Annotated in this window: 14 protein-coding genes and 1 pseudogene; 6 read left to right on the top strand and 9 right to left on the bottom strand. The window is 71.9% G+C overall.

Features of this window, described 5'->3' with window-relative positions; translation table 11 throughout:
* Nucleotides 1–10: 10 nt before the first annotated feature.
* Nucleotides 11–727 (top strand): TetR/AcrR family transcriptional regulator, encoded by a 717-nt coding sequence (locus D9753_RS25530; RefSeq protein WP_121789114.1) that lies wholly within the window; start codon nucleotides 11–13, stop codon nucleotides 725–727.
* Between the two features lie 7 nt (nucleotides 728–734).
* Here the strand turns inward: D9753_RS25530 and D9753_RS25525 are convergent, their stop codons facing one another.
* The 7 genes and pseudogenes from D9753_RS25525 to D9753_RS25495 all read right to left on the bottom strand — a co-directional run bounded on the left by D9753_RS25525 (nucleotide 735) and on the right by D9753_RS25495 (nucleotide 11,410).
* Entirely contained in the window at nucleotides 735–1,097 is a 363-nt protein-coding gene (locus D9753_RS25525) for a 5-carboxymethyl-2-hydroxymuconate Delta-isomerase (RefSeq protein ID WP_121789113.1), read from the bottom strand.
* A 32-nt stretch (nucleotides 1,098–1,129) separates the two neighbouring features.
* Nucleotides 1,130–4,408 (bottom strand): annotated as a pseudogene (gene pulA / locus D9753_RS25520) (pullulanase-type alpha-1,6-glucosidase); the annotation flags it as partial.
* A 317-nt stretch (nucleotides 4,409–4,725) separates the two neighbouring features.
* Nucleotides 4,726–6,108, bottom strand: coding sequence for an alpha-amylase (locus D9753_RS25515; protein WP_205614259.1), 1,383 nt, complete (start codon nucleotides 6,106–6,108; stop codon nucleotides 4,726–4,728).
* Between the two features lie 133 nt (nucleotides 6,109–6,241).
* Nucleotides 6,242–7,924, bottom strand: coding sequence for a glycoside hydrolase family 13 protein (locus D9753_RS25510; protein WP_121791284.1), 1,683 nt, complete (start codon nucleotides 7,922–7,924; stop codon nucleotides 6,242–6,244).
* Between the two features lie 181 nt (nucleotides 7,925–8,105).
* A complete protein-coding gene (locus D9753_RS25505) occupies nucleotides 8,106–9,011 on the bottom strand; it encodes a sugar ABC transporter permease (RefSeq protein ID WP_121789112.1) in 906 nt (301 codons plus the stop codon).
* A 19-nt stretch (nucleotides 9,012–9,030) separates the two neighbouring features.
* Nucleotides 9,031–10,035 (bottom strand): carbohydrate ABC transporter permease, encoded by a 1,005-nt coding sequence (locus tag D9753_RS25500; RefSeq protein WP_121789111.1) that lies wholly within the window; start codon nucleotides 10,033–10,035, stop codon nucleotides 9,031–9,033.
* A 100-nt stretch (nucleotides 10,036–10,135) separates the two neighbouring features.
* Nucleotides 10,136–11,410 carry an extracellular solute-binding protein gene (locus D9753_RS25495; RefSeq protein ID WP_121789110.1) on the bottom strand — a complete coding sequence of 425 codons (1,275 nt, stop codon included), beginning with the start codon at nucleotides 11,408–11,410 and terminating at the stop codon, nucleotides 10,136–10,138.
* 380 nt (nucleotides 11,411–11,790) lie between these two features.
* On the opposite strand from D9753_RS25495, the gene D9753_RS25490 reads away from it, so the two are divergent.
* The gene (locus D9753_RS25490; protein WP_121789109.1) at nucleotides 11,791–12,825 is read left to right on the top strand and encodes a LacI family DNA-binding transcriptional regulator; all 1,035 of its coding nucleotides are present in this window, start codon (nucleotides 11,791–11,793) and stop codon (nucleotides 12,823–12,825) included.
* Nucleotides 12,826–12,904: 79 nt separating this feature from the next.
* Entirely contained in the window at nucleotides 12,905–13,771 is an 867-nt protein-coding gene (locus D9753_RS25485) for a phosphatase PAP2 family protein (RefSeq protein ID WP_121789108.1), read from the top strand.
* A 46-nt stretch (nucleotides 13,772–13,817) separates the two neighbouring features.
* Here the strand turns inward: D9753_RS25485 and D9753_RS25480 are convergent, their stop codons facing one another.
* Together D9753_RS25480 and D9753_RS25475 are read right to left on the bottom strand one after the other, a co-directional pair.
* A complete protein-coding gene (locus D9753_RS25480) occupies nucleotides 13,818–16,811 on the bottom strand; it encodes a bifunctional [glutamine synthetase] adenylyltransferase/[glutamine synthetase]-adenylyl-L-tyrosine phosphorylase (protein ID WP_121789107.1) in 2,994 nt (997 codons plus the stop codon).
* Nucleotides 16,812–16,951: 140 nt separating this feature from the next.
* A complete protein-coding gene (locus D9753_RS25475) occupies nucleotides 16,952–17,815 on the bottom strand; it encodes a DUF72 domain-containing protein (RefSeq protein WP_121791283.1) in 864 nt (287 codons plus the stop codon).
* Nucleotides 17,816–17,941: 126 nt separating this feature from the next.
* Between D9753_RS25475 and D9753_RS25470 the strand changes: the two genes are divergently transcribed.
* Genes D9753_RS25470 through D9753_RS25460 form a run of 3 tightly spaced genes read left to right on the top strand, consistent with a single transcriptional unit; the run spans nucleotide 17,942 to nucleotide 21,100 of the window.
* On the top strand, nucleotides 17,942–18,829 hold the full coding sequence (locus D9753_RS25470) for an alkaline phosphatase family protein (RefSeq protein ID WP_121789106.1): 888 nt from the start codon (nucleotides 17,942–17,944) through the stop codon (nucleotides 18,827–18,829).
* 1 nt (nucleotide 18,830) lies between these two features.
* A complete protein-coding gene (locus D9753_RS25465; RefSeq protein WP_205614258.1) occupies nucleotides 18,831–20,084 on the top strand; it encodes an MFS transporter in 1,254 nt (417 codons plus the stop codon).
* Complete coding sequence (locus D9753_RS25460) at nucleotides 20,081–21,100, top strand: TolB family protein (RefSeq protein WP_121789105.1); 1,020 nt, start codon at nucleotides 20,081–20,083, stop codon at nucleotides 21,098–21,100. The genes D9753_RS25465 and D9753_RS25460 overlap by 4 nt, the downstream gene beginning before the upstream one ends.
* Nucleotides 21,101–21,152: the final 52 nt, after the last annotated feature.

Genomic DNA, 21,152 nt, shown 5'->3' with positions numbered 1-21,152 from the left:
AGGTGTTCGCATGAGTACCGGGGTTCGCCGCAGGATGGGCGTCGAGGAGCGGCGGCAGCAACTGATCGGTGTCGCCCTCGACCTCTTCAGCCGGCGTTCGCCCGACGAGGTCTCCATCGACGAGATAGCGACGGCGGCGGGCATCTCGCGCCCGCTCGTCTACCACTACTTCCCCGGCAAACTCAGCCTGTACGAGGCCGCGTTGCAGCGGGCCGCGGAGGATCTCGCGAGCCGCTTCGACGAGCCGCACGAGGGCCCGCTCGGCGCCCGGCTGCTGCGTGTGATGCGCCGCTACTTCGACTTCGTGGACGACCACGGGCCCGGTTTCTCGGCGCTGATGCGCGGCGGCCCCGCCGTGCCCGCGGACGGCGTGGGCTCCCGGGAGCACGCGTCGGCGACCAACGCGCTCATCGACTCCGTACGGCAGGCCGCGTACGACCGGATCCTGTCGCATCTCGGCGTGGCCGAGGCGTCCGCACGTCTGGAGCTGGTCGTCCGCTCCTGGATCTCGCTGGCCGAGTCCACGGCCCTGCTCTGGCTGGACGGCCGCCGCGTCCCGCGCGCCGAGCTGGAGACGCAGCTCGTGCACGACTTCGCCGCGCTGGCCGCCGTCAGTGCCGCCTACGACCCGGACACGGCGGCGCTGCTGCGCACGATGATGCGGGACGAGCCGGCCGACGGCCCCTTCGCGGAGCTGGCCGGCCGGCTCGTGTCCCTGGCGTCCTGAGCGGTGCCTACCGGTCGAACTTGCGGTACGACGCGTCGAGGTCACGGACCTCGGCGGAGGCGTGCAGGGTGACCGCCGCCTGAGCCACGTGCTCGCGGAGCAGTTCCAGGACCGCCCCGGTGAGCCTCGCCTTCGTCTCCTCGCTGCGGCCGGCGAGGAGCCCGATCGTCACGTGCACGACGGCGTGCCCGCGCGCCTCGGGATCCTCGTACCCGAACACCGTGTACGCGCTCGGCCGGAACTGCGTCTTGCAGGCTTCCGGCTTCGCCGCCGCGATCTCCACGGTCGCCTCGTGCAGCGCCCGCGCGAACCCCTCGCGGTCGAAGGCGTCTTGCACGGTGTCGGAGTAGTCGATGGTGATCTGCGGCATGCGCACTCCTGTTCCACGGCAACGGTGTCAGCCTAGTTCCCGGTCCTGGTGAACACCGCCACGGTCCGCGCCGGCACGGTGAAGGTACCCGGGCCGGCCGCGTAGGAGGCGGTCCTCACCACCGGGTCGGCACCGGCCGCCTGCACCGGGTGCAGCCGGTAGTGCGTGCCGGCGAGGGCGCCGATCCGCTGCTCCTGCCGGTGCGGGGTGGCGTTGAGGACGACGACCAGGCCACCGAGGCGCATGGTGATCACGCCGGGTGTCTCGTCCTTGCCGGACAGGGGGAAGGACAGCCGGTCCTGCACCTGGGCGGCCGTGCCGAGGGAGAAGGCCTTCTCGCTCGTCCGGATCCTCAGCAGGTCCTGGTAGGCGGCCGAGGCCCCGGTGATCTGCGGACAGCCGGCCTTCACCGTGGTGAGCAGCGGTCGGGCGTACGTCCACTTGGACCGGTTGTCGGCGGCCATGGGCAGTCCGCGTCCGAAGCCGTTGCCGTCGGCGCAGTTCCAGTGGATGGCGTTGAACCAGTCCCCGCTGTCGTGCGAGTTGCGGTCCAGGGACTTGGACCGCAGCAGGTCGGTGCCCGCCTGGGAGAGCGACGGTCCCTGGGAGAGGGTGGCCGTGGCCATCGCCAGGACCTGCATCCGGGCCCGGTCGGCGGCGCTTGTCGAGGCGGGCAGTTTGTAGGTCAGCGTGTCGAAGAGGGATTCGTTGTCGTGGGCGTCGGCGTAGGCGAGGGCGTCGCCGGGCGCGTCCGCGTATCCGGCGGGCGAGCCGTTGTAGTCGACCTCGGAGCCCGTGACCTGCTTGCCGTCGGTGTCGGTGAAGGCGAACGACTTCAGGTTGCCGGTGAGGCCGATCCTGATCAGGTCCTGGTAGTGCAGGAGCCGGGTCCTCTGTTCCGCCTCGGAGCCGTTGGCGGTGGAGGAGTTGGGGTCGGTGTAGAGCCCGGAGGCGAAGCCCTGCACGCCGGGGTCGGAGTCGAAGGGGCTGCCGCCGCGCACGGCGTCGCGGGCGCGGTCGGAGAAGGTGGCGATGCCGGTGCCGGCCATGTTCTTCTGGGTGGCCTGCACGAACCGGGCGTCGTCGGCGACCTCGCCGAAGTTCCAGCCCTCGCCGTAGAGGATGATCTTCCTGCCGTCGACGCCGTCCTTCTCCGGGGTCAGCGCGTCCAGGGCCTTGCGGACGGCGAGGATGTTGGCCTTGGGGTGGTGGCCCATGAGGTCGAAGCGGAACCCGTCCACCTTGTACTGCTTCGCCCAGGTGACGATCGAGTCCACGACCAGCTTGCCCATCATGGCGTTCTCGGGCGCCGTGTCGGCGCAGCAGGTGCTGTCGGCGACCGAGCCGTCGGCCAGGAGCCGCTGGTAGTAGCCGGGCACGATCTTGTCGAGCACGGAGGTGTCCGCCCGGCCGCTCGCCGCGGTGTGGTTGTAGACGACGTCCATGACGACCCGCAGGCCGTCCTCGTTCAGCGCCTTGACCATCTTGCGGAACTGGACCGTGCGGGCCGTGCCGTCCGGGTCGGTGGCGTACGAGCCCTCGGGGACGGTGTAGTGGTACGGGTCGTACCCCCAGTTGTAGGCGTCCTTCGCGGCGGTCTTCGCGACGCACTCCTGCTGCCGGTCGGAGTCGGCCGGCAGGGCGGCCAGGTCGCAGTCCGGGGTCGCCTGGTCGGCCTTCTTCTCGGGGATCGTGGCGATGTCGAACGCGGGCAGCAGGTGCACGTACGACGTGCCCGCCTTCGCCAGCGCCTTCAGGTGCCTGGACCCGTCACTGTCCTTGTCGGTGAAGGCCAGGTAGGTGCCCGGGTGCTTCGCGGTGCGGTCCCCGACGGAGAAGTCCCGGATGTGCAGCTCCTGGATCTGCGCATCCCGCAGCGGTACGGCCCGGGGCTTGCGCAGCGCCGACCAGCCGGCCGGCGCCAGGGACGCGTCGTTCAGGTCGGTGACGAGGCTGCGCTCGGAGTCGGCCGTGAGGGCGACGGAGTAGGGGTCGGTGACCTTGTCGGTGACCAGCTTGCGGACACTGGGCGCCCACACCCGTACGACGTACCGGTAGGGCTTGTCCTTCCAGGACGCGGGGCCGGTGACGGACCAGACGCCGGTGGCGGTGTCCCGGTGCATCGCGACGCCGCGGCCGTCCAGGTCGAGACGGACGGAGCGGGCCGTCGGCGCCCAGACGGAGAGGGTCGGCTTCCCGTGGTGGAAGACCGGGCCCAGCCGGGCCTTGGTGGCGCCGGGGTAGAGGTCGTCCAGCACGCCGGCGGTCTGCACGCCGGTCGCGGCGAGCACGGCACCGTCGGCGGACCGCTGCGAGGCGACGAGCTGGCCGGTGAGCGCCTCGCGCACCCGGTCCCGGTCGCGCGGGTCCACGGACCAGGCCGTGCAGCCCTTCAGATGCGGGAACCGCGCCTTCTGCGCGTCGGTGAGCGCGGTCTTCGTCAGCCGCAGCCAGCGCTCGTCGTCGCTGGTCAGCGTCCCGTTCTTGACGGCGATCGAGCCGTCGGCGGAGTACAGCAACTGGGTGGAGGCGGCACCGTCGGTGCCGTTCCAGGCCACCGTGTCCCGGTCGATCCAGACCGCCTGGGAGGTGGTCAGGTCGAGCGCGGCGGCGTTGTCCGCGGGCTGCGGCAGCAGGTCGTGCTCCTGGCCGTTCAGCAGCCACACCTCGTGGCCGTCGGCGGTGAGGTCCAGGGACCGGTCGGTCGGGAGGTCCTTCTCGTCGCCCTTGTGGACGATGTAGCCGAGGCTGCCGGCGCCCTCGGTGAGGGGCACCTCGAAGACCGCGCCGTAGGGGTCGGTCCGCACCGGCTCCAGGGGTTTCGACCAGTCGGTGGGGTGTGCGGCACCCGTCCGGACGTGCAGGCCCCAGCCGTCGTAGTTCCCGTCGGCCCGGTGGTAGTGGAGGACGGCCTTGGTTCTGTCCTGGGCGGGGTACTCGGGGCGCTGGGTGCGGACGTCGGCCTTGCCCTGCTCGATCCACACCTCACCCGTCCTGGTGACGTCGATCGACCGGTCGGCGGTGACGTCCTTGTCGCCGTCCTTGTCGACGACCAGGAAGCCGGCGTTCGAGGCGCCCGGTTCGAGCCTGACGTAGGCGAAGGCGCCGTAGGCGTCCCGGCCGGTGAAGGGGTGGCCGGCCGGCCAGTTCGTGGCCTCGCCGTCGGCGAGGTCTCCCCAGGCGTACAGGTTCCAGTCGGCGTAGTCGCCGTCGGTGCGCTTGTAGTGGACGACCGCGTAGTCCCGGGAGGTGGCCGTGGGCACCTCGGCTGCGGGCGGGGTGCCCGTGGTGCTGCTCGCCGTGGCGCTCGCGGCGAGCTTCGCGTCCGAGGGGGGCGCGGGCGGGGTGGCGGCCCGGGCGGCCAGTGGCTGGACCAGGGCTGCGGCCAGGGCGACGACGGTGACGGCCGCCGCCCTTCTGCGACGCGGGGTACGGCGCGTGCGGGGCGCCGGCCATCTCGGTATCACAGGCGGTAACTCCTTGCGGTTGCGGCTCTCTTGGGGGCGACCCCGACGCCGGCGGCACGCTGCGCCGCCGGGCGCCCGCGCGACCGTACCGCCGGCGAAAAGATTTCAGCAATAGTCCTGAAACCATTGGCAAGACATTTCAGGGACGGGGGGCTGACGGGTCAGCAGCTCGACCTGCCGGCGTAGAGCGCCAGGGCCGTGTCCGGGCCCAGGGTGGCGGTGAACCGACCGCCGGAGTTCACGGTCACCGTGGTGTTGTTCTGGACGTTGCAGTAGGTGCCGGCCGCGAGCGACGTCTGGTAGGTGCGGGTCAGCGACGAGGTCTCGTGGTTGATCGCCACGTACCCCTTGGTGCCGCGCCCGAAGGCGATGGCGTTGTTGCCGTCGTCCCACCAGTTGGAGACCGCCTGGCCGCGGGTGGCGTTGCGGAAGGCCACCATGGACCTGATCTCCGGCCAGGCGTGCTGGCACTTCCAGCCGTCCTGCCAGCAGGCGTTGACCTTCCCTCCGTTGGGCGGGCCGGCGTCGGCGTCGGTCCACTCGTAGCCGGAGTTGATGTCGGGGGCGCCGTACGGCCAGGCGAGCATGAAGACATTGGCCAGGGTGTACCGGGCGCCGGCCTTGTAGTTCAGGGTGCTGCCGTTGCGCTCGGAGTCGTGGTTGTCCACGAAGACGCCCGCCAAGGAGCTGTTCAGATAGCCCCAGCCCTCGCCGTAGTTGCTCAGGTAGGCCAGCTTCTCGCTGGTGAAGACGCGCTTGAGGTCGTAGGCGTAGCGGAACTCCTGGACATCTCCGTTGCCGGTGTACTCGGTGGGCTGGACGGCCTCTCCGGCGCCGTAGATCACCTCCTGCTTCCAGTAGACGCCGGGGTTGGTCAGGCGGCTCTTGATGTCGGCCAGGTCGGCGCTGTCGATGTGCTTGGCCGCGTCGATGCGGAAGCCGTCGACGCCGAGGGAGAGCAGGTCGTTCAGGTAGCCGGCGATCGTCTTGCGGACGTGGTCCTCGCCGGTGTCCAGGTCGGCCAGGCCGACGAGTTCGCAGTGCTGGACGTTCCAGCGGTCCGCGTAGTTGCCGACCTGGGAGGTGCAGTCGTCGAAGTCGTACGAGGAGTACAGCCCGGGGTAGTCGTACTTCGTGTACGACGTGCCGCCGGTGCCGGTGCCGCTGCCGCTGCCGGCCGACATGTGGTTGATGACCGTGTCGGCGACGACCTTGACGCCCGCCGCGTGGCAGGTGTTCACCATGTTCTGGAAGGCGGCCCGGTCGCCGAGACGGCCGGCGATCCTGTAGGACACCGGCTGGTACGACGTCCACCACTGCGAGCCCTGTATGTGCTCGGCGGGCGGGGACACCTGGACGTAGCCGTATCCGGCGGGGCCGAGGGTGGTGGTGCACTCCCGGGCTACCGAGGCGAAGTTCCACTCGAAGAGGACCGCGGTGACGTCCTTGGTGCCGGGCGGGGAGGCCTCAGCGGTGGTCGGGTTCATGCCAATCATGAGTGCGGCTGCGAGGGCGAGCCCCGCGGGGAGGATCCTGCGTGCCATGTGGGGTCCTTCGACGTTGAAGGTTCTTGCTGCAATGTTGCGGAAACTTGCGGTGACGCAGATGTTAAAGGCCCGCTGCCGGAAAGGCAGCGGGCCGTCATGAAGTTGATGCGAGTAACTTTCGGACGGCCCGTCAGACCGCGGCGGACCACCACACGGTCGTGTCGGCGGGCACCTTCGCCTCGTCACCGGATTCCGCGATCTCGCCGCTGCTGAGCAGCACCCGGCCGTACGCCGGGATCCGTACCGCCTCGGCCGTGGTGTTCGCGACGCAGACGAAGTCGCCGCGCCGGAAGGCCAGTACGCCCTCGGGCGCCCGCAGCCACTCCACCGCGTCGCCCGCGCCGAGGTCCGGCCGCGACCGGCGCAGCCGCAGCGCGGCGCGGTACAGCTCCAGGGTGGAGCCGGGCGCGCCGGTCTGCGCCTGGACGCTCAGCTCGCCCCACTGGGCCGGCTGCGGAAGCCAGCTTCCGCCGTCGCCGAAGCCGTACGACGCCCCCTCGCGGGTCCACGGGATCGGCACCCGGCAGCCGTCGCGGAAGCCGTCCTGGCCGGCGCCGCGGAAGTACGCCGGGTCCTGGCGCACCTCGTCGGGCAGGTCGACGACGTCCGGGAGGCCCAGCTCCTCGCCCTGGTAGACGTAGGCCGAGCCGGGCAGGGCCAGCATCAGCAGGGTGGCCGCCCGGGCCCGCCTGAGACCCAGTTCGCGGTCGCCCGCGGTGCGGATCTGGGTGCCGAGGCCGGGCGGGTTGGCGAAGCGGGTGGCGTGCCGGGTGACGTCGTGGTTGGACAGTACCCAGGTCGCGGGCGCGCCGACCGGGCGCATGGCCTCCAGGGTGCGGTCGATGACGGCGCGGAGTTCACCGGCGTCCCACTCGGTGCCCAGGTACTGGAAGTTGAATGCCTGGTGCAGTTCATCGGGGCGGACGTAGTGGGCGGTGCGCTCGACGGTCGGGGTCCAGGCCTCGGCCACGAAGATCCGCTCACCCGCGTACTCGTCGAGGATCCCGCGCCACTGGCGGTAGATGTCGTGCACGCCGTCCTGGTCGAAGAACGGCATGACATCGTTGCCCAGCAGTTTGAGCTGTTCGTGCGAGCCGAGGTCGGGCAGGCCCTCCGCCTTGACCAGGCCGTGGGCCACGTCGATCCGGAAGCCGTCGACGCCCATGTCCAGCCAGAAGCGCAGGATCGAGCGGAACTCGTCACCGACGGCCGGGTGGTTCCAGTTGAAGTCGGGCTGCTCGGGGGCGAACAGGTGCAGGTACCACTCGCCGGGGGTGCCGTCCGGCTCGGTCACCCGGGTCCAGGCCGGGCCGCCGAAGATGGACTCCCAGTCGTTGGGCGGCAGTTCGCCGTTCCTCCCCTTGCCGGGCCGGAAGTGGTAGCGCTCCCGCAGCGGCGAGCCGGGGCCCTCCGCGAGGGCGCGCCTGAACCACTCGTACTGGTCGGAGGAGTGGTTGGGGACCAGGTCGACGATGATCCGCAGCCCCAGTCCGTGGGCGTCGCGGATGAGCGCGTCGGCGTCGAGGAGGCTGCCGAACATGGGGTCGACGGCGCGGTAGTCGGCGACGTCGTAGCCGGCGTCGGCCTGCGGGGAGGCGTAGAACGGGCTCAGCCACACGGCGTCGACGCCGAGGTCGCGCAGGTACGGCAGGCGGGAGCGTACGCCTTCCAGGTCGCCCATGCCGTCGCCGTTGCTGTCGGCGAAGCTGCGCGGATAGACCTGGTAGATGACCGCGTCCCGCCACCAGTCGCGGCGGTGGGCGACGGTGGCGGCGAGGTGGCGGGCCGGTGCGGCGGAGTGCTGCTGGCTCATGGCGTCCTTGATACGTGACAGGGGCATGGTGGTCGTGGGTACGGCGGCGGACGGAGGGTACGAGGCGGGCCGCGGGGCCGGCGGGGTGCGGTCGTCCCCCCGCTCGGACAGCGGGGGGAAGGCCACCGCGGCCCGCCCGCCCGCGCGGCGGGGCCGCGCGGGAGTCACTCCCCGGCGGGCGTCAGCCCTTGGTGCCGCCGGCGGTGAGGCCGGTGACGAGGTTCTTCTGCACGAGGTAGAAGAACACGGTCACGGGTATGGCGATCAGCACCGCGGTGGCGGCCATGTAGTTCCACTGGGCGTCGTGTTCGCTGACGAAGGTCTGGAGGCCGACGGCGAAGGTGTACTTGGAGTCGTCCAGCATGAAGGTGGTCGCGAAGGCGACCTCGCCGACGGCGGTGATGAAGTTGTAGAACGCGGCGACGGCCAGGCCCGGGCGGGCCAGCGGCAGGACCAGCCGGAAGAACGTCCCGAACGGGCTGAGCCCGTCCACGCGTCCGGCCTCGTCGATCTCGAAGGGGATGGTGTCGAAGTAGCCCTTGAGCAGCCACGCGCTGTACGGCACCGCGGTGGTGCAGTTGACGATGATCAGCGACCAGTAGGTGTCGATGAGGCCGAGTTCGCCGAAGATCTCGTACATCGGCACGATCAGGATGGCGATCGGGAAGGCCTGGGTGAGCAGCAGGACCCACATGAGCTGCTTGTAGCCGGGGAAGCGCATGCGGGAGACCGCGTAGCCGGTGGTCGCGGCGACGAAGACACCGATGACGGTGGTGCCGAGGGCCACGATCATCGTCGACCTGAACCAGTCGAAGAAGGCGGTGTGCTCCAGCACGAAGCGGTAGTTGCCGATGGTCAGCTTGTCCGCGATCTTGCCCGGGTGCAGGTAGTCGTCCTTGTCCGGGCCGAGGGACAGGTAGAACAGCCAGGCCACCGGGGCCAGGGCGATGAGGCTCGCCGCGGTGAGGCCGCCGTGCAGCAGGGCGGTGCCGAGCGGGCCGCGCTCGCCGCGCCGGCGGGTGCGGCGCCCGGCCGCGGCGGCGGGGGCCGGTGCGGCCTCGGTCATTTCCAGGGTCGGGGTGCTCATGGCGGCGGCTCCTGCGGCGTCAGACGGCGAGCTGGTCATTGCGCTTCAGCCAGCGGAAGTAGAAGGAGGTGAAGACGGTCAGGACCGACAGCAGCAGCACGCCGTACGCGGCGGACTGGGCGAAGTCACGCGGCTGCTGGCCGAAGCCGAGGTAGTAGGCCCAGGTGACGAGGATCTGGGCGTCGGGCGCGCCGGTCGGGCCGAACAGCAGGAAGATGATGGCGAACTGGTTGAAGGTCCAGATGACACCGAGCAGGACGACGGTGGAGCTGACCGAGCGCAGACCGGGCAGGGTGACGTGCCGGAAGCGCTGCCAGGCGGTGGCGCCGTCCATCTCCGCGGCCTCGTAGAGCGAGGAGTCGATGGACTGCAGGCCGCCGAGCAGGGAGAGCATCATGAACGGCACGCCGCACCAGGTGTTGACCATGATGGCGGCGAACCGCTGCCAGAACGTGTCCTCCAGCCACTGCGGCTGGGGCAGGTGGAGGGCGCCGAGGAGCTGGTTGAGCACGCCGGAGTCGGCGAGCATGATCCGCCAGGAGAAGACGGTGACGAAGGTCGGTACGGCCCAGGGCAGCACGAGCAGCAGCCGGTAGACGGTGCGGCCGCGCAGCTTCTGGTCGAGCATGAGCGCGAGGCCGAGACCGATGGCGTAGTGCAGGACCACGCAGGCGGCCGTCCAGAAGACGGTCCACAGGAAGTGCGACCAGAAGCGGTCGTAGGCCGTCGGGCCGAACAGGATGTCCTTGTAGTTGTCCAGGCCGATGAACCGGTAGGTGGCGTCGATGTGGTTGACGCCGATGGTGCGCGCCGAGTTGAGGCTGTTGGCGTCGGTGAGGGTGAGGTAGACGCCGCGGAGGAGCGGGTAGGCGACGATGCCGCCGAGTACGGCGACCACCGGGGCGATCATCGCGTAGGCGTACCAGTGCTTCTGGCAGCCGTGTCTGATGCGCCGGCCCAGCCCGGGCCGAGGCGCGCGGTCACCGCGGCGCTTGCCGGTCGCGCGGTCGATGGCGACTGTCATGGTTCGACACCTTCAAAAGATCACGGGTTCGGGCTGGGCACAGGGCGGTGGCCGTCGGATCCTCCTCTCCTGACGAGAGGATCCGACGGCCACCGCGGGCTCACTTGCTGAAGTCGGGCACCAGCTTGGCGATGGCCAGCTCGACGTCGGTCAGGCCCTTGTCCAGGGACTCCCGGCCCGAGGCGATCTTGGGCAGCTCGGTGTCCAGCGGGCCCCACAGGGAGCTGTACTCGGGCAGCGCCGGGCGCGGCTGGGCGGCGGCGAGGACGCCCTGGTAGCCGGCGATGCCGGGGTTGGCCTTGACCTGGGCGGTGTAGGCGTCGGAGCGGGTCGGCAGGGTGGAGTTCTTCAGGGCGACGGCCTCCTGGGACTTCGCGGAGGTCATGAACTTGACGAACTTCAGGGCCGCCTCCTGGTGGGCCTTGTCCGAGCCGGCGTAGACCGAGAGGTTGTGGCCGCCGGTCGGGGCGCCCGCCTTGCCGGAGGAGCCGGCCGGGACGGTGGCGATGCCGAGGTTGGCCTTGTCCTTGAAGGCCGCGCCCTGGTAGAAGTTCGTGATCTCCCACGGGCCCTGGATGATCGCGGCGACCTTGCCGTTGACGAACGCGTCCTGGATGTGGGCGTAGGCGTCGGCGGTGGTGTCGGCCTTGTGCAGGCCCTTGCCGGAGAACGTGCTCAGCCAGGTGCCGTAGGCCTTCTTGGCGGCGGCGGAGCCGACGGTGATCTTCTTGGCGGCGGCGTCGACGGTGTCGGTGCCCTCGCCGTAGAGGAAGGTCTGGGCGTAGTAGCCCTGGGTGGAGCCCCAGTAGCCGTCGGCCCCGGCCTTGGCCCGGACCTTGGCGGCGTCGGACTTCAGCTCGTCCCACGTCTTGGGCGCCTCGGTGATGCCGGCCTTCTTGAACAGCGCCTTGTTGTAGACCAGGGCGAGGGTGTCGGTCACCAGCGGGACGCCGTAGGTCTTGCCCTGGTACTGGGCCTGCTGGATCAGGCTGGGCTGAAACTTCGCCCGGTCGGCGAGTGCCTCGGTGCCGTCCAGCGGCAGGAAGAAGCCCTTCTTGGCGAAGGCGGGGGTCCAGCCGACCTCGGAGCGCAGCACGTCCGGGGCGCCCTGGGCGCCGGCGGCGGTGTCGAACTTGTTCTGCGCCTGGTCGAAGGGGACGTTGACGTACTTGACCTTGATGTTCTTGTTGGCGCTCTCGAACTGCTGGACCAGGGTCTTGTACGTCGGCGCCTCATTGGTGGCGTTGGAGGTGTCCCACCAGGTGATGGTGACCGGGCCGTCCGACTTTCCGCTGTCGCTGTCGTTCCCGCCGCACGCCGTCGCCGTGAGGGCGAGGGACGCCACCAGCGCGGAGGCCGCTATGCCACGCCGCATGAGTTCTCCTTGAGGGTTAAGCCCGAGTGGTACAGGAGGCGGCCCCGTCCGCCGCCCCTGCGACTTGCCGACTGCGCCGTTGCCGCGGCCGGGCGACTGGGAACGTAACAGCGATGTAAGCGTCGCGAAAGACCTTGCAGAAAAAAAGTGCAAGGGAACACGATGGTTACCCACCCGTGACCGGCGCTCGACCGCGGTGCGACCCAACGGGGGACCGGCTGAGCGGCGAGGACGACTCCTGTGCAAGACTCTGCAAGCTCTTGCCACCACGAATCCGAGGGAGCGCGATGAGGCAGCAACCCACGGCAGGCCCCGCGGCCGCCCGCGCCCGGCGTCCGGCCGGTGTGCAAGGGGACATACGACCGGTACAGTCCAGTGGCGTGACCACACGGCTTGCCGATATCGCCGCGCAGGCGGGGGTGAGCGAAGCGACCGTCAGCCGGGTCCTCAACGGGAAGCCGGGCGTCGCCGCCACCACCCGCCAGTCCGTGCTGGCCGCGCTGGACGTGCTCGGCTACGAACGTCCGGTGCGGCTGCGCCAGCGCAGTGAGGGCCTGGTGGGCCTGATCACGCCGGAGCTGGAGAACCCGATATTCCCGGCGCTGGCCCAGGTCATCGGCCAGGCGCTGACCCGTCAGGGGTACACACCGGTGCTCGCCACGCAGACCCCGGGCGGGTCGACGGAGGACGAGCTGACCGAGATGCTCGTGGACCGCGGGGTCGCCGGGATCATCTACGTCTCCGGGCTGCACGCCGACACCACCGCCGACATGCAGCGCTACGACCGGCTGCGCGCGCAGGGCGTGCCGTACGTGCTGGTGGACGGCTTCTCGCCGAAGGTGCAGGCGCCGTTCATCTCCCCCGACGACCGGGCGGCGATGGCGCTGGCGGTGACGCACCTGGTGTCGCTGGGGCACACCCGGATCGGGCTGGCGCTCGGGCCGAAGCGGTTCGTGCCGGTGCAGCGCAAGATCGAGGGCTTCGTGCGGACCGTGCAGGAGCAGCTCGGCATCCCCGCGCAGACCGTCGAGACGGAGCTGGTCCAGCACTCGCTGTACACCCTGGAGGGCGGTCAGGCGGCGGCCACGGCGCTGATCGAGCGGGGCTGTACGGCGGTGGTCTGCGCCAGCGACATGATGGCCCTGGGGGCGATACGGGCGGCCCGGCAGCGGGGCCTGGAGGTGCCCCGGGACGTGTCGGTGGTCGGGTTCGACGACTCCCCGCTCATCGCCTTCACCGACCCCCCGCTGACCACCGTCCGCAAGCCGGTCCCGGCGATGGGGCAGGCGGCGGTGCGCACGCTGCTGGAGGAGATCGGCGGGACCCCGGCGCCGCACAGCGAGTTCGTGTTCATGCCGGAGCTGGTGGTGCGGGGTTCCACGGCCTCGGCCCCGCACGTCGTGCGCGCCTCGTAGCGTGCCCCGCAGAAGGTGCGCGGCACATCCGTCCAGGGGATGATCGGCGGAGAAACCTTTTCTGGCAGACTCTGTGTCTATGGGTGACTCGACCGTGACAGAGCCGGAAGGTCGCGAACAGGTGGCCGTTCCGCGGGTCGTCACGGGCGAGGCCGGACGAGGTCCGCTGGGACGGCTGCGGCGTCCGCGGCGGCCCCGGCTGTGGTTCGAGATCCTTCTGGTCGCAGTGAGTTACTGGACGTACTCGCTGATCCGCAACGCCGTCCCGGAGCAGCGGGCCGAGGCGCTGCGCAACGCGCGCTGGATCTGGCGCGTCGAGCACGACCTGGGCGTCGCCGTCGAGCAGTCGGTCAACCACGCCGCCAACTCGGTGACTTGGCTGATCGTCGGCATGAACTACTACTACGCCACACTGCACTTCGTGATCACGATCGGGGTCCTGGTGTGGCTGTACCGGTGGCATCCCGGCCGGTACGCGGCGACCCGGCTGGCACTGTTCGCGACGACGGGCGTGGCCCTGGTCGGTTACTACCTGTTCCCGCTGGCGCCGCCCCGGCTCATGCACGGCGGGCACTTCGTCGACACCGTGCTGAGGCACCACACCTGGGGCTCGATGGCGTCCGGCGACCTCAAGCACATGTCGAACCAGTACGCGGCGATGCCGTCGATGCACATCGGCTGGTCGCTGTGGTGCGGGCTGACGGTCTTCGCGCTGGCCTCGGTGCCGTGGGCGCGGGTGCTGGGACTGGTGTACCCGGCGGCCACCCTCCTCGTGATCGTCGCCACGGCCAACCACTTCTGGCTCGACGCGGTGGGCGGCGTGGTCTGTCTGTGCTTCGGGTTCGCGGTGGCCCGGCTCTGGTACGGCAGCCTGCCGCACGCGCTGCCGCGGCGGGTGACGGTGCAGGCCGCGGGTGAGCCGGTGCCCGCCGGCCGGTCCGCGTAGCGCCACGGCGCGGCGTCCCGCACCGCCTGCCGTGTGCGTGGCCGGTTCAGTCCGCGTAGAACAGCTCCTCCACGACCGTGCGCGCCCGGCGGGCGGTGCGCCGGTAGGCGTCCAGCATGTCCCCGGCGTGTCCGGCGCCGTAGCCGAGGTAGCGGCCGACGGCGGCCAGCTCGCGGGGCTCGGTGGGGAAGGTGTCCCCGGCCCGGCCGCGGACCAGCATGACCGCGTTGCGCACCCGGGTGGCCAGCACCCACGCCTCGTCCAGGATCTCCGCTTCCGCGGCCGGCAGCAGCCCGGCGTCGCGGGCGGCGGCCAGGGCCTCGCGGGTGCGGGTGGTGCGCAGGCCGGGCTCGTGGTGGGCGTGGCGGAGCTGGAGGAGCTGGACGGTCCACTCGACGTCGGACAGGCCGCCGGGGCCGAGCTTGGTGTGCAGCTTGGGGTCGGCGCCCCGGGGCAGCCGCTCGGACTCCATCCGTGCCTTCAGCCGGCGGATCTCGCGGACCGCCTCCTCGCCGAGGCCCTCGGCCGGATAGCGCAGCGGGTCGACCAGGGCGGTGAAGCGCCGGCCCAGGTCCTCGTCGCCGGCGACCGGCTCGGCCCGCAGCAGCGCCTGTGACTCCCAGACCAGGGACCAGCGGCGGTAGTACGCCTCGTACGACTTCAGGGTGCGCACCAGCGGGCCCGACTTGCCCTCCGGACGCAGGTCGGCGTCGATGAGCAGCGGCGGGTCGGCGCTGGGGAGCTGGAGCAGGCGGCGCATCTCGGCGACGATCCTGTTCGCGGCGGCGGAAGCCTCGTGCTCGTCCGCGCCGTCGCGGGGTTCGTGCACGAACAGCACGTCCGCGTCGGAGCCGTAGCCCAGCTCGTGCCCGCCGAAGCGGCCCATCCCGATGATCGCGAACCGGGTGGGCAGGGTGTCGCCCCAGCCGTCCCGGACGACCGCGCGCAGAGTGCCGGCGAGGGTGGCCGCGGTGAGGTCGGAGACGGCCGCGCCGACCCGGTCCACGAGGGCGCCCTGGTCGGTCTCGGCGGCGTTGGCCTCGGTGCCGTAGGAGCCGACGATGTCGGCGGCGGTGGTGCGGAACAGCTCGCGGCGGCGGACGCCGCGGGCCGCGGTGACGCCCTGCTCGGCGTTGGCCGCGCGGCCCACCGCGGCCATGATCTCCTGTTCCAGGGGGACGCGGTCCCGGGGCGCGAGGCCGCCGGCGTCGCCGTCGCCCAGCAGGGCCACCGCCTCGGGGGCGCGCATCAGCAGGTCGGGGGCGAGGCGGCCCGCCGACAGGACGCGGGCCAGGTTCTCGGCCGCGGCGCCCTCGTCGCGCAGCAGCCGCAGGTACCAGGGTGTCTTGCCGAGCGCGTCGGAGACCTTGCGGAAGTTGAGCAGGCCGGCGTCGGGGTCCGCCGAGTCGGCGAACCAGCCGAGCAGGACCGGGAGCAGGGTGCGCTGGATCGCCGCCTTGCGGGTCACCCCGGAGGCCAGGGCCTCCAGGTGGCGCAGGGCGGCGGCCGGGTCGGCGTAGCCGAGGGCGACCAGGCGTGCGCGGGCCGCCTCGGGGCTCAGCCGCGTCTCGCCGGGCGCCAACTGGGCCACGGCGTCGAGCAGCGGGCGGTAGAAGAGCTTCTCGTGCAGCCGCCGTACGGCGCCGGTGTGCCGCCGCCACTCGCGGTTCAGGCCGGTCACCGGGTCGGTGCGCAGGCCCAGGGAGCGGCCGAGGCGGCGCTGGTCCGCCTCCGCCTCGGGGACGAGGTGGGTGCGGCGCAGGCGGTAGAGCTGGATACGGTGCTCCATCGAGCGCAGGAAGCGGTACGCCTCGTCCAGGCGGGCGGCGTCCTCGCGGCCGACGTAGCCGCCGGCGGCGAGGGCCTGGAGGGCGTCCAGGGTGGTGCCGCTGCGCAGGGCCGGGTCGGTGCGGCCGTGCACCAGTTGGAGGAGCTGCACGGCGAACTCGACGTCGCGCAGCCCGCCGGGGCCGAGTTTGAGTTCGCGGTCGATCTCGGCCGCGGGGATGTTCTCCACCACGCGGCGGCGCATCCTCTGCACGTCCGTCACGAAGTTCTCGCGGTCCGCCGCCTGCCACACGAGGGGGTGCAGCGCGTCGAGGTAGGCCTGGCCGAGGTCGGCGTCGCCGGCCACCGGGCGGGCCTTGAGGAGGGCCTGGAACTCCCAGGTCTTCGCCCAGCGCTGGTAGTAGGCGAGGTGGCTGCTGAGGGTGCGCACGAGGGGGCCGTTGCGGCCCTCGGGGCGGAGGTTGGCGTCGACCGGCCAGATGGAGCCCTCGACGGTCGTCTCGGAGCAGATCCGCATGAGGTGGGAGGCGAGCCGGGTGGCGGAGTTGAGGGCCTTGGTCTCGGGTGCGCCGTCGGCCGCCTCGGCCACGAAGATGACGTCCACGTCGGATACGTAGTTGAGCTCGTGGCCGCCGCACTTGCCCATGGCGATCACGGCGAGGCGGCAGGCCGCGGCGTCCTCGGGGGCGGCGCGCCGGGCCATGGCCAGGGCCGCGCGGAGGGTGGCGGTGGCCAGGTCGGCGAGTTCCGCGGCGGTCTCGGCCACGTCGGTGGTGCCGCAGACGTCCCGGGCGGCGATGGAGAGCAGGCAGCGGCGGTAGGCGACGCGGAGGGTGACCGGGTCGTCGGCCTCGGCCAGGCCTCGTTCGAACTCCGTGAGGCCCGGGTGCAGGTCCTGCGGCTCGTACGTGACCAGGACCTGCCAGTCGGTGGCGTGGCGGGCCAGGTGGTCGGCGAGGGCGGCGGAGGCGCCGAGGACGCCGAGGAGGCGGTCGCGCAGGGGCTTGGCCGCGATGAGGGTGTCCAGCAGGGAGCGGTGGGCCGTGGGGCCGTCCTGCGCCTCCAGGAGGCGGACCAGGCCGTGCAGGGCGAGGTCGGGGTCGGCGGTGGCGGCGAGGGCTTCGAGGAGGACCGGGTCGTCGCGGACGGGGGCGAGTTCGGGGCCGTCCAGGAGGCGCTCGGCGGCGGAGGGGTCGGTGAAACCGTGCCGCAGCAGACGGGTGAAGGTGCTGCTCGTGCGCCCCGGCGTCATCCCCGTGGTCTCCCCTCGGATCTTCGGTCGTCCTGGCCAGAGCCTAACCGGAGCGGGCCGGGGCAGCTCCGCCCGCGGTCGGGTGGGGACGCGCCCGTGCGCGAGGACGCACGCGGCTGTACGGGCCGTACGGGTCCCGGTCAGGCGATCACCCGGCTCGTGCGGTCCTGCTGGTGCGGGAACGCCGTCGTCAGCAGGTCGTGCATGGCCTGTGCCGCCCTCGGCGCCGCGTCGCCGCAGCAGTTGTTGAAGAGGAGGTGCAGTTCCCCGGTCTGCCGGGACAGGTCCCGGACGCGCGGCAGCCATTCGGTCAGTTCCGCCGGTGTGTAGGTGTGGCGGAAGCGCTCCTCCTTCGTGCCCGTGCCCCACAGGGGGCTGCGGCCGTGGAAGCGGACCACGGCCAGGCGGGGGGTGGTCACGACGGCCGGCGTCATGCCCTCGACGGTGTCCGTGGCCACGGCGGAGGCGTCGATGTCCGCGAGGAACGCGGCGGTACGGCCGGTCCGCCACCAGGCGGGGTCGCGGAACTCGACGGCGAACGGCCAGTCGCGGGCGCGTTCGCGGGCGGCGCGCACGAAGGCCTCGGCCTCGGGGCCGGGGGTGAGGGAGGGCGGGAACTGGAAGAGGAGGGTGCCCAGTCGGCCGGCGTCGCGCAGGGGGGTGACCGCCTCGGCGTAGCGTGCCCAGACCTCCGTGCGCAGGGCCTCGTCGCGGCGGTGGCCGCGCAGGTCCGCGGGGAGCGCGGCCGGGCGGGTGGAGTGGCCGGTGAGGAGGGAGAACGCCTTGACGTCGAAGCGGAAGCCGGGCGGTGTGCGCTCCGCCCACAGGGTGGTGGTGCGCGCGGTCGGCAGGGCGTAGTACGGGGAGTCGACCTCGACCACGGGGAAGCGGGTCGCGTAGTGGCGCAGGCGTTTCTCGGCGTCGCGGTGGCCCGGTGGGTACCAGCCGCTGGTGAGGAGTGCCGGGTCGGTCCAGCCGCAGGTGCCGATGAGGATGTCCGCCATGGGGCGCGGGTACCCGCCGTTCACCGGCTCTTCACCCACGGGGTCGGCCCGCGTGGGCCACGGGAATATTGGCGTGTGCATGCTCTGAGCGCACCGCCAGCCGTCCATCCCTACCCGGAGGTTGATGTGTCCGGCAGTTCCGTGTACCGCCGTGCCCGTACCGTCGTGGCGTCCGCGTCGGCCCTCGCCGCAGCCGCGTTCGGGCTGTGGACCGGTCTCGGCAGCGGATCCGCGCACGCCGCGGGCACCGTGCCCAGCCCGGACCACGTCGTCGTCGTGGTCTTCGAGAACCACGCCTACAGCCAGGTCATCGGTTCCTCCAGCGCGCCGTACATCAACTCGCTGAAGACCGGCGGCGCGAACCTCACGCAGTCGTACGCCGAGACCCACCCGAGCCAGCCGAACTACTTCGCGCTGTTCTCCGGCTCCACGCAGGGCATCACCGACGACAGTTGTTACACGCCGGGCTTCTCCTCGGCGCCCAACCTGGCGTCCGAGCTGATCGCCGCCGGGCGCGGCTGGGCCAGTTACAACGAGACCCTGCCGAGCCAGGGCTCCACCACGTGCAGCAGCGGCACGTACGCGCGCAAGCACAACCCCTGGTTCGGTTTCAGCAACGTGCCGGTGTCGTCCGCTAAGACGTTCGCCCAGTTCCCGGCGGACTACTCGACGCTGCCCCAGGTGTCCTTCGTCGTGCCGAACCTGTGCAGCGACATGCACGACTGCTCGGTGTCCACCGGTGACACCTGGCTGAAGAACAACCTGGGCGCGTACGCGACCTGGGCCAAGACCCACAACAGTCTGCTCGTCGTCACCTTCGACGAGGACAACCGGCTCAGCGGGAACCGGATCCCGACCGTGCTCTACGGGCAGCCCGTGACCGCCGGGTCCAGCTCCTCGGTCACGTACAACCACTACGACCTGCTGCGCACCCTGGAGGACAGCCAGGGCCTGACCACGCACGCGGGCAACGCGGCCGGCGCCAAGGACATCACCGGCGTCTGGGCGTCCTGACGTGTACGTAGCGGACAGTCGCGCGTCCACGTCCGCTCACGGCGCCGCCCGGCCTGCTGCCGGGCGGCGCCGCGCCGCGGTCGCGCCGACGGTGCTCGCGCTGGGGACGGTGAGCCTGGTCACCGACGTGTCGTCGGAGATGGTGACGGCGGTGCTGCCGCTGTACCTGGTGACCGGACTCGGCCTGTCCCCCCTGGGGTTCGGGCTGCTGGACGGCATCTACAACGGCTTCTCGGCGCTCGTACGCCTCGTCGGCGGGCACTTCGCCGACCGGGGCGGCGGGCGGCACAAGTGGGTCGCCGGACTCGGGTACGGCATCTCGGCCCTCTGCAAGCCGCTGTTGCTGGTGGCGCACTCGCTTACCCCCCTCGGGGCCGTGCTCGCCGCCGACCGCACCGGCAAGGGGCTGCGGACGGCCCCGCGCGACGCGCTGATCTCGCTGTCGAGCACGCCGGAGACGCGCGGGCGGGCCTTCGGGGTGCACCGCGCGATGGACACCGCCGGGGCCCTGCTCGGGCCGCTGGTGGCGTTCCTCATCCTGCGGGCCACGGTGGACGGTTACGACGCGGTGTTCGCCGTCAGCGCCTGCGTGGCCGCACTGGGCCTGCTCGTGCTGGTGCTCTTCGTACCGGGCGGGCGCGCGCCGGCGGCCCCCGGGCAGCGGCCGACCCTGCGGGCCGCCGTCGGGCTGCTGCGCCGCCGCGACCTGCGCCGGATCACCGTCTGCGCGCTGCTGCTGGGCCTCGCGACGGTCAGCGACTCCTTCGTCTACCTGCTGCTCCAGCGCCGGCTCGGGGTGCCCGACCGCTGGTTCGCGCTGCTGCCGCTGGGTACGGCCGCCGCGTTCCTGCTGCTGGCGGTGCCGCTCGGCCGGCTCGCGGACCGGGTGGGCGGCTGGGCGGTCTTCCTCGCCGGGCACGGGGCCCTGCTCCTCGCCTACGCCCTGCTGCTGACCTCCTGGCACGGCACGGGACTGCTCTGTCTCGTCCTCGCCCTGCACGGCGGCTTCTACGCGGCCACCGACGGGGTACTGATGGCCGCCGCCTCGGACAGCGTGCCGGAGCGGCTTCGCTCCTCCGGTCTCGCCGTCGTCCAGACCGGGCAGGCGCTGACCCGGTTCGCCTGCTCCCTGCTGTTCGGCACGGCCTGGACGGTGTGGGGCGACCGGGCGGCGCTGGCGGGCGCGGCGGTGGCGCTGGCCGCGTGTGCCGCGTTCTCCCTCACCCTGCGCCCGGCGAGGACGGTGACCGCATGACCGTACGCTCGCGCGTCCTGATCCTCGTCGCGGCCGTCGCCGTACTCGCGGCGGTCGGGCTGGCCGCCGTGCTGCACGCCTCCGCGCGCGCCGAGCGCCGTGACCGCACGCAGGCGGGCGGTCCGCGCGTCACCTCGGGCACGGTGACGCTGCACGGGTCCGGGCGCCTGGTGTTCCGCAACATGGCGTGGGGCCCCCACCGCGACGAACTGACCGCCGTACCGGCCGGGGACCCGGGCGGACCGCGCACGGCCGCCGGCCTCAAGTGCCTCCGCTTCCACGCCGCCTCGGGCACCGGCGTGTGCCTGCAAGCCGTGCACGGGCCGGTCTCGGACACCTACCGCGCGCTGATCCTGGACGCCCGTCTGCACATCGTGGACCGCTACGACGTGCCGGGCATCCCCTCGCGCGCCCGGGTCTCCCCCACCGGGCACTTCGCGGCCTGGACGGCGTTCGTGGGCGGCGACTCGTACGCCGGGACGAACTTCTCCACGCGCGCCGCGATCGTGGACACCCGCACGGGGGAGCTGATCCCGTCGCTGGAGTCCTTCCGGATCGTCCGGGACGGGCGGCCCTACCGGGCGGCGGACGCCAACTTCTGGGGCGTGACGTTCGCGGCCGACGACCGCACGTTCTACGCCACCCTGGCCACCGGCGGCCGGACCTACCTGGTCCGCGGCGACCTGCGCGGCCGCACCGTCACCACCCTGCACACGAACGTGGAGTGCCCGTCCCTGTCCCCCGACGGCACCCGGGTCGCGTACAAGAAGCGGGTGGCGGGGCTGCCCGGGGACGCGCCCTGGCGGCTGTACGTCCTCGACCTGCGCACCATGCGGGAGACCCCGCTCGCCGAACCGCGCAGCGTGGACGACCAGGCGCTGTGGCGGGACACGCGCACGCTCGTGTACGCGCTGCCCGGGGACTACGGCGCCGACCTGTACGAGGTCCAGGCGGACGGGTCGGGACGGCCGCGGCGGATCAGTGCGGCCGCCGTGTCGCCGGCGTACCTCGGATAGCCGCACCCCGGGTCAACACGGCAGCCGGGCTTTCCGCCATCACGGTGTCTTC

Origin of the sequence: Streptomyces dangxiongensis, assembly GCF_003675325.1 — a bacterium.
In the GTDB taxonomy this organism is placed as follows: domain Bacteria; phylum Actinomycetota; class Actinomycetes; order Streptomycetales; family Streptomycetaceae; genus Streptomyces; species Streptomyces dangxiongensis.
This window is presented reverse-complemented; position numbering and strand designations above follow the sequence as displayed.